The following is a 12,658-nucleotide window of genomic DNA, read 5'->3' as shown; positions in this document are numbered from 1 at the left end:
AGCTGTAAAATATATCGAAGGTGACATCAGCTAAATGAGTGGTCATTCCCAATTCGGGAAGGACCACTCATCATTATTTATACTCACACGCGCGTAAGCTATTACAATACCATCAACGCCTAACGTTCTTTCTTTTATCCTTGTCATTCCAAGGAGAATGACTATTACTTCCACCGCCTCCTGTACCTACACGAGCTTGAGCTGGGCCATCCATAGCTGCGATGAGGACTGCGCCAAGGAGTTCTGCCTGTTTTGCATTGACTTGTTCTGCGGGATCGAATGCGCCATTGACAAGTTCGTGGATGGTAAGCTCGCCATCATCAAAGCGTTTTACATCATAGTAGCCAACATTAAAAAAAGGCAGAATAAGCACATAGAAAACATGAGCCTATAAAATGCAAATAGCGTGTAACTCATTGAGCTACACGCTATTTGATAGTGTTTTGTTATGTCTTTACTTATTGGTCTCATTTGACCTCCTCGAATATAAACAGTATTGTGTATCAGTGATTTACAAACACGCGTGAACGTTTTGGGAATCTATTAAGGGCAGTTAAGGCAAACAAAAATAGGAAACAATAAGACGATTAGTATATTCAGCAGAAGGTATATAGATTTGTTTATTGTTATCTATAGATAGCAAATTTTAAAATCTTGTTTGGTCAGATTACTCATTATAATATATACGCACACGCACGATACATTGCATCACAAAAACAAAGTACCACAAAAATGCTGGATGAAATAGCACAAGAACAACGAATAATGCTAAAAAAGGTTGTCGAAATGCACCTTTTTGTGTATTACTTTACTATTATTTGATGGAATTTTTGTAACTTTGTAGTCTATAAAGGTTGATGACATAAACCTTTTAATGTAATTTCTTGCAAAAAGCGCATGTATGAAAAGTATAGAAAATGTGATGAATGAGTGGAACGCTTTGCAGCCTTTGTCTGATAGAGACAGAGAGATGCTAAGTCGTCGATTCACTATTGATTTCAACTACAACAGCAACCATATTGAGGGTAATACACTGACTTATGGACAGACAGAGATATTGCTCATGTTCGGAAAGATTGTTGGCGAGGCTGATGTTCGTGATGTACACGAAATGACTGCCAGCAATGTTGGTCTAAAAATGATGAAGGAGGAGGCTCTACTTAAAGAGACTCCTTTGACGCAGCATTTTATACGAACATTACATAAGACCCTCTTGCGTGAGGATTACACAGTATATCGCACACTGCCTGGAGGTGTTCAGACGAGCTACGTCATTCATGCCGGGCAATACAAAACTCGTCCAAATTCCGTCATTACCCGTTATGGAGACCGATTTGAGTATGCTACGCCCGAAGAGACTCCTGCTTTGATGAGCGATTTGGTAGATTGGTTCAACGATGCAGAAAGATCTGGAAAGTTCACTCCAATAGAACTTGCTGCAATATTCCACTATAGGTACATTCGTATTCATCCATTTGAAGATGGCAACGGGCGTATAGCCCGATTGATGGTCAATTACATCCTCACTCGCCATGATTACCCTATGATAGTGGTACGTAGCCGTAAGAAAAAAGAGTATTTAGAGGCGTTGCATCGTACAGACCTGACTGTTGGTGCAGCACCTTCACTTGGCGCACACGCCTCAAAGCGCGACATTCAACAGTTTCTTACTTACTTTACTAACCTCTTTATTGACGAAGTGTCTTACGACATACAGTTCCTGACTGAGCGTGGAGATAATGTATGGTGGTTTGATGGCGAACGTGTAAAATTCCGTAGTGCAACCACCAGCATAATACTGAATCGCATGTATGAGCAGCCGAATAGCACTATACCTCAATTGGCAGAGGCTGCCGGTATCAGTCTTACAGCGGTAAACAAGCAATTGCGACTCCTTACAGACAAAGGCTATATAGCTCGTACAGAGAAAGACAATTCTTGGAGGCTAATTATCACCCCATCAGTATAAAACACAAATCACGTATAAACGTATGATTCAAGGAAATACTTGGTACGACTACTTAAACGAACTGAAGCTCTTCTTGTGTGACGTTGCAAAGTCACGGTGGGCAAGGTATTTGTTCTACCCATTAGGTGTGTTTGTCGCCATCATGTACATGACAAGTCAGGCAGGAGCACACCCATATTCGTTCTTCAGTTATGTATGCGATTTTGCAGGTTGTATTGTAGTCATCATATTATGTACTATGGCTGTTCTATCTTGCATCTTCACCGCTGACTATCCATATGATAGACTAAGGAGAAGAAACAAAGATCGGGATAACCAGCGAATAATTGCAGCATTTCGGAAAGAGTATGATAAAGAGACGGAGCTGCGCATACAAAGAGATAACGAGTTAGTACGCCGACAGGTTATCGTAGAATGCCACAAGCAACAGAAGGCTCAACTGGACGAGATCCGCACGAAGCAGAAAGAAGAACTGGATAATCTGCAAAGTGAGATAGACCAGAAAAAGAAGGAATTGGAATTCTGTAAAAGCCGATACGAGCTAGATTATCAGAATCTTGAGAATGTCCACAAGAAATCGGAAAACGAAATCGTCAGATTGACACAAGACATTACGGAGAAAGAGAGAAGTATCGAAGACCTTCAAACTCGACTCGTTGAATCGCAAAGCTCCTACAACATTCAGATTGAAGAACTTAAAGCTCGACAGGCTGAAGAATTGGAGCAGTTCAAGCAAAAAGCTATTGATGAACTCCGCAGTGATGGATTCTATTTGTTCAAAAAGGCGACAGAGGCGTTAGAAGAATCACGTGAAAGAATCTTACGCGAAAACTCAGAAAGAGTGAAAGTTGTAACAACATATGCTGTGATGGAACTCACCCAATTCGGATTCTCCCCAGAATCATACGCATTCATTCAGCACAAGGTTTGCACCTTTGCCGAAACTGGTGGTAAGTTCGACAAGTCAGAACCAAGCCCAATTTTGAATCCATTCAAGGATGAGTTTGCCAGAAAATATGGCCGTAAGAAGAAGATAAACAAAATAGGCAATGTTCTTACGACGCTGGACATTGCTCACTACACTCGCAATATCGCGTTTTATCTTGATTTTAGACTTGAAGATGTTGCCCGATTCACAGCCTATTTGTTCAAAGAGTGGTACCCAGATGGAGACTTCCTTAGTATTACAAAGGCTGCTGCGAAGTTACCCGATAGTGGATTAATCAAAATTCAGGAAGATCTGGAGGGGTATATAGCGGAGCAAGGATGGGGGTAGAAAAATTCGCAAATGCCATGGGAACTGATGCGAGAAGAAACTTTTATGCATCTTGAGAAGGAGGACAAGCCATCTTTGCTTGCCTCTGTTATGATAGCAATCCTTTCTACCTGTGCTCAGTTGGAACGTGATAACATCACATTTCGACTGAACTCAGAAAGAAAGCAGTATGTAGAGAAAGGCGGTAAACTCGGCAGACCTACAGGTTCCACCAAGTCCCAGGATAAAAAGAGGGAAGAATATAGAGAGGTTATCAACCTCTTGAATAAGGGGTATGCCATCCGTGATGTTGCAAAACTCACAGGAAAAGGAATCGGCACTGTTCAAAGAGTCAAGAAGGAATTTGTGGCTTGACGCACGAAACCTTGGAATGGAGCCGTGAAACACAGTATCATAATATAGTGGTCAAGGGTATAGCGACGTGCTATGCCCTTTGTCATAAGCCGGGGTGGTGTTTCACCCCTGTGTTTTTTACCAGATTCGTGAAACGCTAATATGCTTTCAAAACCAGATTGTCGAAATAACAATGAGGTTTCCAAACCAGAACCCTGATTCGGGGTCGCGATTTACGATGATTGATGTCTCCTAAGAACAGCCCCCTATTAGTTACAGAGTTTCATTCTTAATCTTTCAAAATCTTCAGGCATATGTGCCTTTATGTATGCCAGTTTGTAACAGATCATTGCTCTGTTTCGAAAGAATTTTCTATTCGAGAGGGAATGTTGGCGCAATTCTATCTCATGTAACACAATCTTTATAGCCGAACTATAGCGTTCTTTCTCTTCATCAGAAAGCGAATCTATGTAGGCAAGAATTTCTTCTTTCTGCTCCTTCCACAGTAACATTCCATGTGTATCACAAAGGATTTCCTTTACCCTCTCCATTTCTGTGAACCTTGGATAGGTAAAAGGCTGTATCTCCTGTACTTTCAGATAGGTGTAGATATACGGATTGACTGCCAATCCATGGCTTAACGCTATGGCTGCTGTTAATTCATCCATATTTTTAGGCTTAATTCGGAGAAGGTCATACTTGTCCCATTCGGATTCCATCATGAAGATGCCGTCTGTGTCTGCACGTTGAAACAACTCAAACGTAGCAGCATCATCGAACGGAAGATTGTTTGTATCAAACTTATCAGCAATGAAGGCGAGCATCTGCTCTGCCTTCTCTTCTGTCATTCTTTTCATGCGCGTGTTCTATCTATGATTATATACAACTTACTGAACTTTACTATTGGGCGACCGAGGTATGTTGATATGTTATAGCCATTTGTTTTTGCCCAATCGACAATTTGGTTCCGGTATTCTTCTGGATAATAGATTGTCAGTATTTTTTGTGCAATCATCTCGCTCCATGTAAGAGGAAGGCCAATCTTATTGATGTCTTCAACCTGTGCTATTTCAAGAGCAACAGCAGTAGGACTTTTAACGAAATCTCCTTTTTCTGGTGTTGGAGTCACCACAAAAGACTGTTTAACACCATCAACGAGTGATTTTATGGCTAACATATCCTGAGCAAGTTCAAGTTCAGCAATAAAGTCCACCTCTGTATCTACGAGTTTGTGGAACAGATTACCATCCTCGTTGCCAAGTTGTTTCAGTCCCCAGTGGGCTTGGAAACGAAGAGTCTCAACGGCACTCTTCTTTGCATGTGCCTCTGCTTTCTTCTGATTCTTTTTCTTTGTCATACTCTGTTTGATTTTGTACGTTACTATTACATAATACGATGAAAAATCTTCAAAATCGGTAATTTTACCACCTTCTCTGCAAAATTTCCGCAGAACAAACGCAATTTCTTCGTGTTTTTGCCGTAATTTCTATAAATTTGCAGAAACTTTTGAAACATGATTAGTAAAACATATCTCAGATATATTTGGCTGCTTGACACTATCAAGCGATCAAAATACCCTCTCACCTTCGAGGATATTGCTAAGAGATGGGAGGGCTCTCCATATGCCTATATGGGCGGTTTACCAATACGCACCTTCCACGAACACCGTAAAGGTATCGAAGAAATGTTTGGAGTTATCATAGAATGTGATAAATCGAAGGGTTACATATATTATATAAAGAATCCAGAAGTCCTGATTCAAAATCCTTATGCTCAACTTTTATTGCGTAAGTATAGTGTTCCCCAGGACTTCACAACCTTCAATATGATGCGTGACCGTATCTTACTCGAAGAGATACCTCATGGTACAGGTTACTTTGACTCAGTTGTAGAGTCTATGAGGACTAATACGGAACTTATAATTGACTATCAACGTTATGAAGGGCAGCGAGAAACGCTTACGATGCAGCCTTATTCTATGAAGGTGTACAACAGAAGATGGTATGTACTTGGCTATATAAAAGAAAAGGAATCCATCAGACATCTAGCATTGGAAAGATTTCTTGACCTTCATACTACAACTAACAAGTTTGAATTTCCCAAGGACTTTATCCCCCGAAAGTACTATGATAATGTTGTGGGAATTTATGTGAATGAAGATCTCCCTGTCGTAAATCTGAAGATAAGAGTATATGGTGTACAGATGGAATACATGAGAATGTTACCACTCCATAAGTCACAAAGTGAGGTCAAGTCACGCTACGGTGAGTTCGCTGAGTTTACCTACAGAGTCTGTCTAACACCAGAATTAAAGTCAAAGATATTGGCAATGGGACCGAACGTCGAGGTGTTGGAACCATTGGAATATCGTGAAGAGATAAAGAAGGAAATAAGTTTAACATTAAATAGATATTGAGAATTATGGCAGAAATGGCAATAGGTTACGGTAGTGAATATCAGTTGTTACGTTATCTAGGACATCATAGAAGGTTCTTGTTTCAGAAGATAAAAGATGTAATACACACTCAAGAAGAAATAGAGTGGATTGATTATCCGGTTGATGAAAAACGGTTATCTATGGATGGAGAATTGAAGGACGTAGAGTGTTTTAAACTACTTCCATGTTATAAATCTATATGCGAGGCATGGAAAATGTTTTGGCCCCAAAGAGGAAACTCTCATAATTGGGATGGCATCTTCAAGGTAGGCAATATATGGTATTTCGTAGAAGCAAAGGCTCATCTTGATGAAGCGTTCCAGAATTGCGGAGCAAAAAATACTGATAGCCGAAAAAAAATAATAAACGCCTTTGAAATGACATGCGGCAATAAAGATCTTGCTAAGAAATGGATCGAGTCAAACAGTTATCAACTTGCAAATAGAATGGCATTTTTGTATTTTTGCAAAGAGAATGGGATTGATGCAAAACTCTGTTATATAAGTTTCCTCAATGGATTTAAAAAGACGCCAAGGCTTAATGTGGAAAATGCAAGTGATTGGGAGAAGATTTGGAACGAGGAATACCATAATTTGCAATTGACAGAAGAACAAAAGAAGAATATATTCCATGTTTATATAGACTGCAGTAAAGGATAAAATCATCTTCTTCTGCGCCGTTTTTGCCGAACAAACGCCGTTTTTGCCAAATTTCTACTTTCTCATTCGTATATTATTATAGAGACACATAAATTCTATAATACAATGAACAAGAAAATTACAAACCGCGTTTGTCAGTCTTTGGATTCATATTTGGTAGAAGTAAACAAGCATCCACTTCAAACTGTCGAAGAGCAAACTGAGCTCGCCCATCGCATCAAAGGAGGTGATGATGAAGCTCTCGCTCAACTCATTGCCGGCAACCTTCGTTTCGTAGTAAGTGTTGCAAAGCAGTACCAGAACAGAGGTAAGTCTATGGAAGAACTTATTGAGGCTGGTAACAAAGGACTTGAACTTGCTGCAAAGAAGTTTGACCCACAGCGAGGTTTCAAGTTCATTGCTTATGCAGTTTGGTTCATCAGGGCGAGCATTCTCGCATTTCTTGAGACTTCAAAGAACGACTTAAATCTATCTGATCTCACGAAGGAAGATAAACAAGAGATGGTTTCAAAAATGTCCAACGAACGTGATAAAGAGATACTTACTAGATGGTTTGGTCTTGTCGATTCACCAGAATCACTTGATGACATCGGAGAAAGCTTAAATCTTACGACTACACGAGTTCAGCAACTAAGAGACAGGGCTATTGCAAAGCTCAATGCTCATAAGGATAAATAAAATTACCAGGTTATGGCAATAACATTCGACATACTTAAACCTGAAGCCAAGATATTTCAGGAATTGAAGAAAAATCCATCTTGGTGGGCAAGATTCAAGAACGACTCTTCTCTGTACATCGAAATACGCAAAGACAATCAAGTCAACGTGTATTTTGAGGGTGGTAGCGTTGCTCGCATACACTATTGTAGCAAGCATAAGAAGTTACAGGTCTTTACTCATCACAAATACCTTAACCTCCCAGCTCCATCAAAGAGTAATGCTTATATTGAATGTAGTGGCATTATTGATGAACCGAAAGAGACAAATTCAGAAATCCTCGTGTGCGATAAAGTCATAGAGAGAGTAAAGACATGCTACTCTCAAAAACATGCTATCAATGGCATTGTTGATAAAGAAAAATGGTCTGAAAAGTTTATTCAGGGCACATTGATAACGCAGTCGTCGGATTTTCATCTTGATTCAGAGTTTGCCTACAATGATGCAACAGACAAGAATAGAATTGACCTTATTCGCTGTGACAAAGGAGTAATTACATTTGTAGAGTTAAAGCGTATTGCTGATGGTAGAATGCTTCACAAGACAGATGAATCGCCAGAAATTGTTGATCAGATGAACAGATACAAGGATTTCATTACAAAATATTCTGTTGAACTCCTTGCCTACTACCAAAAACTCTATGATGTGAAGGCAGAATTAGGATTGCCAGTGCCACAGATTCGCCCTTTTTCTATCAATCCTGAGCCTCATTTACTTATCTTTGATAACTGGACAAAGGAAACAACTGGAAGAAAGATTCACCGTGAACGTCTCATTGACATACTGAATAGAGAGAAGATTAACTTCAGCATACAAACTGATTTATAAGCATGAACATAGTAACCACATGTATAGGTGAACTTCCCGAAGAATTGCGAGAAGCTGCCATAAACGAGCAAAGAGAACGTCGCAAAAATGGTAATATCTATTACCCGTTCCTGTCTGATGAATGCGTAGAATCATTGAAAAACGAGGTTATGCTCACAATCTGGCCAATGGAGAACGGTTTTATCTTCACGATGGATGACTGCCATGAATTTGTCGAAGTGCCAGATTCAGAATGCCCATTATCGGCAGAAAGGGCTAAATGGTATCTGGAGCACATGCGACCTTGGACAAAAGAGGTAGAAGACATGTGGTTTGAGACAGTAGCTGACTAAATAACAATTCGCAACATGAATATAAAAGTACATAGAGGACTTGACCAGATTGGAGGTTGCATCACAGAGATTTCCACAGAAACTTCTCGTGTGTTTATAGACTTCGGTCAGAACTTGCCTGGCAATGGCGAGCCAACAACTCCCGAAGAAGACGAAGCGTTGGTGACACGGATATTTGCTCAGAATAAGAAGCAGCATGAAGCTGTATTCTACACTCACGGTCATGAGGATCACGTCGGATTGTTTGAATACATTCCCGAAGATGTTCCTCAGTACATGAGCGAAGGAACCAAAGGATTGCTGGAGATTAAGTATGATGTCCTATACGAAGGCGCAGACTTAAAAGTCAACGAACTCCTTGAAAACGAATGTGATTCTCAGGAGTATAGCGACGCTTTGAATAGGCTCATATCTGCTGATAACAAATGTAAGTTGCTCAACAAGATTGAGGTATGGCAGCGTACTTCACCACGCAAAGATCCAGAAAGCATCTGCATTGGCGACATCAAGGTAACACCTTTCTTTAACTGCCACAGCATCTATGACTCCCACATGTTCCTCATCGAAGCTGACGGCAAGCGCATCTGGCACATGGGCGACTATCGCGAGCATGGCTACATGGGCAAGGGACTGATTCCTACTCTGAAGAAATATGCCACTGACATCGATGTGCTTATCACAGAGGGTACGATGCTCAAACGTGAAGACAAGTGCATCCATGAGCATATTGCATCGTACAAAATGCAGAATGTGATGAAAGCCTTCAAGTATGTCTTTGTCCTTGCAACTGCCACTGATATGGAGAGACTGGCAAGTATCAAACAGGCTTCAACCGATGCGGCAAAGCCCCTTTGCATCTGGTCTTTGTTTATGAAGAAAACGATGGCATACTTCACTGAGCGTGAATCAAAACAGTCAAAAGGTTTGTTCTCGTTCGAGCCATTGTTCTACAACGATCGACTGCTGAAGAAACTGAAGCAGACAGGTATGACAATGGTAGTAGGTACATCGCAGATGGAACGAGTAAAAGGATTGCTCGACAAGCTGCCCCAGGAAGAAACACTCCTCATCTATTCATCATGGGATGGGTACTACAAGGATCCTGAGCAGGTAAAGGCCGACCCAAAGTACAAGGAGTTTCGTGACATGTTCCCCAACGTGGTAGACATTCACACCTCTGGTCATGCCGACCGCCATACAATCGAGAAAGTAATCAAAATCGTTCAACCTAAGGAAGTTATCTGCATACATAAGGAGGCAGATGCGGAATTGTAATGTTTAAGATATGGCAAATATTATCTATACAAATTATTTTGAACAGATCGACCTATTTCAAAGACTAAAGAAGGAAGGTCGGATTGTGAATACTCCTTTCCGAAATTCGGTTTCGGAAAACTCTTTTTGTTTTGAAGTTGGAATGAAACCTTCCAACACAGAAGAATACAAGGAGTGTTTGCTTCAGGCAATAAAGGAAGTCTTTGGAATCACCAATGAATCTTTTGACGAAAAGTTTAACCAAGCTATAAATGGAGCAGGCCAGGAATGGAATGAGCTCAACGTTTTCCACTCATCTTCACTCCTTGCCTTACTGTGTTTTTACAATGTCAGTGAAGAGAATCCTCTTTCTGTAGAAATTGAAGGCAAGACATGCAAGTTTACAACGAGTGAATTTGAAGTGTCTAACATCATCGGAAAGAATATAAGGGGCAGGAATTATTCATCCCATATTGACGTAAAGCTTACTGGAACATATGAAGGTAAGTCTATCTCATTATATTTAGAATCCAAGTTTTCTGAGTATGTCAACCAGAGGGGAAAAACATCCTTCTCCTATACGGATGATTATAATAATATATACTCTAAGCTGCAAGGCAAGATAGATGATTTGGATATTATCATTGGATGTGATGAAATAACATTGGTTCAGACCAATAACAAACGACCAGCTCGTTATTGGCAAGGTATCAAACAAATGGTATCACACTACCTGGGAATGAAGAATTGCAAAGATGAGAGAGAACTCATTTATCTTGGAGAAATATTATATGATTTCCGTCCAGCCATATACAAGCCGAATGACTTCTTCGGAGATTATGAAGACATACACAAGCAACTTGTAGATGCGTTAGAAGAAATAGAATCACAACCACAAACATTTAAAGTGGGAAAGAATATACTAACATATCAAGGTGTATTCAGAAACTATAATTTGGATGAACGAGTGCGTGAACTCTATGATCTATAACGTGTTGCTTGAAATATTCTACTTTAATATAGAACGAAAATGAAAATAAGAATAATTTTATTGGCTCTCTTTTGCACCACGATTGCACATGCTCAGTCAGTCATTGATCAGGTATTTAAGACGATAGTTCCTGAGACAGAAAGAGCATTCTACAATTTTCAATCAGTTGATGGACAGACCAAAATCTTAGGCTATGGAAACGGCATAAGCAATGTGTATGACGAAAAATGGACCACGCTGGAAATTCACAATGCAGGACAAGAGGAACTTAATACTGGTTATTATTACTTGACCAGAAGCTATCAATATGACAGCAATAGAAAAACATATACTACCACTGCCTGGGAGAAAGCTGACTATCCAAACAAATCGGCAAAATATTCCTATAATATTTGGACTGACAATTATAACAAATTCTATAATGGAGAGGCTAAAACTTTATATTATCTAAGGGGTGTAAATCAACAGTTTCTTAGGTCTCACTCTGTTTCGACTTTTAGTGATAGCTATACAGGTATAGCAGGACAATTAAGTCGAGTAAGTCATCAATATACTGCCTTAACAACAGAATTCAATTTGGTTGATTGGGATGGTAATATTTTGTGCAGAATAGATCCACCATATTACATAAGTAGTGGTTATTGCCAAGCAATAGATGTTAAAGATAAGACATATTTAATTGTGACAGCATACTATATGTATCCAAAGAACGTTATTAAAGATTGTGATACCTATAGTACTGTAGAATATGAATTGTCTTCAAAGGAGGTAGAGCCTGGTTACTATCATTATTTTGTCTATGAGTATGATAGCAAAGCAAATGCTATACAGATGATAAAGACAGATAAGTCATTGGCTAACAGAAGAGAAGTCGCTCGTTATGATGCGAACGGAGTAAAATTGAATAGTCCACAAAAAGGAGTGAATATTATACTATATTCCGACGGCACTTCAAATAAGGTGATAGAAAAATAAATGAAGATTCTTCAAATATCCGACACTCACACTAAGCATCAGCAACTAACATACCTGCCAACTGCTGATGTTATTGTGCATTGTGGCGACTTCACGGAACAAGGCACAGAGGAAGAGGTTCTTGACTTCTTGAATTGGTTTATAGAATTGCCTTACAAGCACAAGATATTCGTCACCGGAAATCATGATTTGTGTCTATGGGATGCTGAAGGTATAGAAGACCTTCCCGACAATGTTCATTTCCTTCAAGACAGAAGTTGTGAAATAGAGGGTATTCGCTTCTTTGGATTGGCATACAATCATTCAGAAAAGTTCATTCCAAACGATACCGACGTACTTGTTACACATGAACCACCAGTAATGATACTTGATGAATCGTCAGGAATCCATTGGGGAAATGCACCTTTAAGAAACAGAGTACAAGAAGTTATGCCTAAGTATCATTTGTTTGGTCATGCCCATGATGCTTTTGGAACAGAGAAGCATGATAGCATTGTGTTTTCAAATGCAGCAATGTTAGATGACAATTACAATATACGGAATAAACCAAAAGTGTTCATTCTTGACATGTAAAATTATACCCCAATTCGGGATAAAATAGTGATTAGTTGCATGTGAAGACAGATACACGAGTTCTCTTCTCATGCCATCAGACATGGGCTATATATAAAAGAATCGAAAGAGATTATTCTGTCCTTAGAACAATGTAAGTTGCTTCGTGTCTTCGATTCAGTATCCATACAATGCCTTTGGCTTGTTGTCAAAGAAACAATATGCTCCCAAGGCTGAAATAAGGTTCATGATAAAGTTGCTTACAGATCTATGGCGTGAATGTACAATCTGTGCCGTATTCTTCAGCATGTCGTTAATGGTTTCGATAATGTATC

16 protein-coding genes are annotated in these 12,658 nt (G+C 39.6%); 12 read left to right on the top strand and 4 right to left on the bottom strand.

Annotated elements, in window-relative coordinates:
- Nucleotides 1-112 precede the first annotated feature (112 nt).
- Nucleotides 113-373, bottom strand: a complete 261-nt coding sequence (locus tag ST42_RS13980) for a hypothetical protein (protein ID WP_052485392.1) — start codon at nucleotides 371-373, stop codon at nucleotides 113-115.
- A 528-nt stretch (nucleotides 374-901) separates the two neighbouring features.
- On the opposite strand from ST42_RS13980, the gene ST42_RS03110 reads away from it, so the two are divergent.
- The 3 genes from ST42_RS03110 to ST42_RS03100 are packed head-to-tail and all read left to right on the top strand — an operon-like array spanning nucleotide 902 to nucleotide 3,599.
- Nucleotides 902-1,969 (top strand): Fic family protein, encoded by a 1,068-nt coding sequence (locus ST42_RS03110; protein ID WP_042517276.1) that lies wholly within the window; start codon nucleotides 902-904, stop codon nucleotides 1,967-1,969.
- A 22-nt stretch (nucleotides 1,970-1,991) separates the two neighbouring features.
- Nucleotides 1,992-3,245, top strand: a complete 1,254-nt coding sequence (locus ST42_RS03105) for a hypothetical protein (protein ID WP_156139281.1) — start codon at nucleotides 1,992-1,994, stop codon at nucleotides 3,243-3,245.
- A 12-nt stretch (nucleotides 3,246-3,257) separates the two neighbouring features.
- Nucleotides 3,258-3,599 carry a serine integrase family protein gene (locus tag ST42_RS03100; RefSeq protein ID WP_231556894.1) on the top strand — a complete coding sequence of 114 codons (342 nt, stop codon included), beginning with the start codon at nucleotides 3,258-3,260 and terminating at the stop codon, nucleotides 3,597-3,599.
- 248 nt (nucleotides 3,600-3,847) lie between these two features.
- On the opposite strand, the gene ST42_RS03095 is transcribed toward ST42_RS03100, so the two are convergent.
- Together ST42_RS03095 and ST42_RS03090 are read right to left on the bottom strand one after the other, a co-directional pair.
- On the bottom strand, nucleotides 3,848-4,426 hold the full coding sequence (locus ST42_RS03095) for a hypothetical protein (protein WP_197068901.1): 579 nt from the start codon (nucleotides 4,424-4,426) through the stop codon (nucleotides 3,848-3,850).
- A gap of 5 nt (nucleotides 4,427-4,431) precedes the next feature.
- On the bottom strand, nucleotides 4,432-4,935 hold the full coding sequence (locus ST42_RS03090; RefSeq protein WP_044072228.1) for a hypothetical protein: 504 nt from the start codon (nucleotides 4,933-4,935) through the stop codon (nucleotides 4,432-4,434).
- Nucleotides 4,936-5,091: 156 nt separating this feature from the next.
- On the opposite strand from ST42_RS03090, the gene ST42_RS03085 reads away from it, so the two are divergent.
- From ST42_RS03085 to ST42_RS03045, 9 genes are all read left to right on the top strand, one after another.
- Complete coding sequence (locus ST42_RS03085; RefSeq protein WP_044072226.1) at nucleotides 5,092-5,994, top strand: helix-turn-helix transcriptional regulator; 903 nt, start codon at nucleotides 5,092-5,094, stop codon at nucleotides 5,992-5,994.
- A 5-nt stretch (nucleotides 5,995-5,999) separates the two neighbouring features.
- On the top strand, nucleotides 6,000-6,674 hold the full coding sequence (locus tag ST42_RS03080; protein WP_156139280.1) for a hypothetical protein: 675 nt from the start codon (nucleotides 6,000-6,002) through the stop codon (nucleotides 6,672-6,674).
- A 105-nt stretch (nucleotides 6,675-6,779) separates the two neighbouring features.
- On the top strand, nucleotides 6,780-7,352 hold the full coding sequence (locus ST42_RS13095) for a sigma-70 family RNA polymerase sigma factor (RefSeq protein ID WP_082028562.1): 573 nt from the start codon (nucleotides 6,780-6,782) through the stop codon (nucleotides 7,350-7,352).
- A gap of 12 nt (nucleotides 7,353-7,364) precedes the next feature.
- Complete coding sequence (locus tag ST42_RS03070) at nucleotides 7,365-8,219, top strand: hypothetical protein (RefSeq protein WP_044072221.1); 855 nt, start codon at nucleotides 7,365-7,367, stop codon at nucleotides 8,217-8,219.
- Nucleotides 8,220-8,221: 2 nt separating this feature from the next.
- Nucleotides 8,222-8,551, top strand: a complete 330-nt coding sequence (locus tag ST42_RS03065) for a hypothetical protein (protein ID WP_044072219.1) — start codon at nucleotides 8,222-8,224, stop codon at nucleotides 8,549-8,551.
- Nucleotides 8,552-8,566: 15 nt separating this feature from the next.
- On the top strand, nucleotides 8,567-9,826 hold the full coding sequence (locus tag ST42_RS03060) for an MBL fold metallo-hydrolase (protein ID WP_044072218.1): 1,260 nt from the start codon (nucleotides 8,567-8,569) through the stop codon (nucleotides 9,824-9,826).
- Between the two features lie 10 nt (nucleotides 9,827-9,836).
- Entirely contained in the window at nucleotides 9,837-10,796 is a 960-nt protein-coding gene (locus tag ST42_RS03055) for a hypothetical protein (RefSeq protein ID WP_042517261.1), read from the top strand.
- Between the two features lie 39 nt (nucleotides 10,797-10,835).
- The gene (locus ST42_RS03050; protein WP_044072216.1) at nucleotides 10,836-11,771 is read left to right on the top strand and encodes a hypothetical protein; all 936 of its coding nucleotides are present in this window, start codon (nucleotides 10,836-10,838) and stop codon (nucleotides 11,769-11,771) included.
- Entirely contained in the window at nucleotides 11,772-12,344 is a 573-nt protein-coding gene (locus ST42_RS03045; protein WP_044072214.1) for a metallophosphatase domain-containing protein, read from the top strand.
- Between the two features lie 156 nt (nucleotides 12,345-12,500).
- Here the strand turns inward: ST42_RS03045 and ST42_RS03040 are convergent.
- The coding region (locus ST42_RS03040) for a transposase (RefSeq protein ID WP_231556896.1) at nucleotides 12,501-12,658 on the bottom strand (158 nt) is incomplete at its 5' end.

This window comes from Prevotella pectinovora (genome assembly GCF_000834015.1).
Taxonomy (GTDB): Bacteria; Bacteroidota; Bacteroidia; order Bacteroidales; family Bacteroidaceae; genus Prevotella; species Prevotella pectinovora.
This window is presented reverse-complemented; position numbering and strand designations above follow the sequence as displayed.

Bases quoted from the DNA above. Each gene is read 5' to 3' on its own strand.
- ST42_RS03110 (WP_042517276.1), top strand. From the start codon at position 902: ATGAAAAGTATAGAAAATGTGATGAATGAGTGGAACGCTTTGCAGCCT.
- ST42_RS03105 (WP_156139281.1), top strand. From the start codon at position 1,992: ATGATTCAAGGAAATACTTGGTACGACTACTTAAACGAACTGAAGCTC.
- ST42_RS03100 (WP_231556894.1), top strand. From the start codon at position 3,258: ATGCCATGGGAACTGATGCGAGAAGAAACTTTTATGCATCTTGAGAAG.
- ST42_RS03095 (WP_197068901.1), bottom strand. From the start codon at position 4,426: ATGACAGAAGAGAAGGCAGAGCAGATGCTCGCCTTCATTGCTGATAAG.
- ST42_RS03090 (WP_044072228.1), bottom strand. From the start codon at position 4,935: ATGACAAAGAAAAAGAATCAGAAGAAAGCAGAGGCACATGCAAAGAAG.
- ST42_RS03085 (WP_044072226.1), top strand. From the start codon at position 5,092: ATGATTAGTAAAACATATCTCAGATATATTTGGCTGCTTGACACTATC.
- ST42_RS03080 (WP_156139280.1), top strand. From the start codon at position 6,000: ATGGCAGAAATGGCAATAGGTTACGGTAGTGAATATCAGTTGTTACGT.
- ST42_RS13095 (WP_082028562.1), top strand. From the start codon at position 6,780: ATGAACAAGAAAATTACAAACCGCGTTTGTCAGTCTTTGGATTCATAT.
- ST42_RS03070 (WP_044072221.1), top strand. From the start codon at position 7,365: ATGGCAATAACATTCGACATACTTAAACCTGAAGCCAAGATATTTCAG.
- ST42_RS03065 (WP_044072219.1), top strand. From the start codon at position 8,222: ATGAACATAGTAACCACATGTATAGGTGAACTTCCCGAAGAATTGCGA.
- ST42_RS03060 (WP_044072218.1), top strand. From the start codon at position 8,567: ATGAATATAAAAGTACATAGAGGACTTGACCAGATTGGAGGTTGCATC.
- ST42_RS03055 (WP_042517261.1), top strand. From the start codon at position 9,837: ATGGCAAATATTATCTATACAAATTATTTTGAACAGATCGACCTATTT.
- ST42_RS03050 (WP_044072216.1), top strand. From the start codon at position 10,836: ATGAAAATAAGAATAATTTTATTGGCTCTCTTTTGCACCACGATTGCA.
- ST42_RS03045 (WP_044072214.1), top strand. From the start codon at position 11,772: ATGAAGATTCTTCAAATATCCGACACTCACACTAAGCATCAGCAACTA.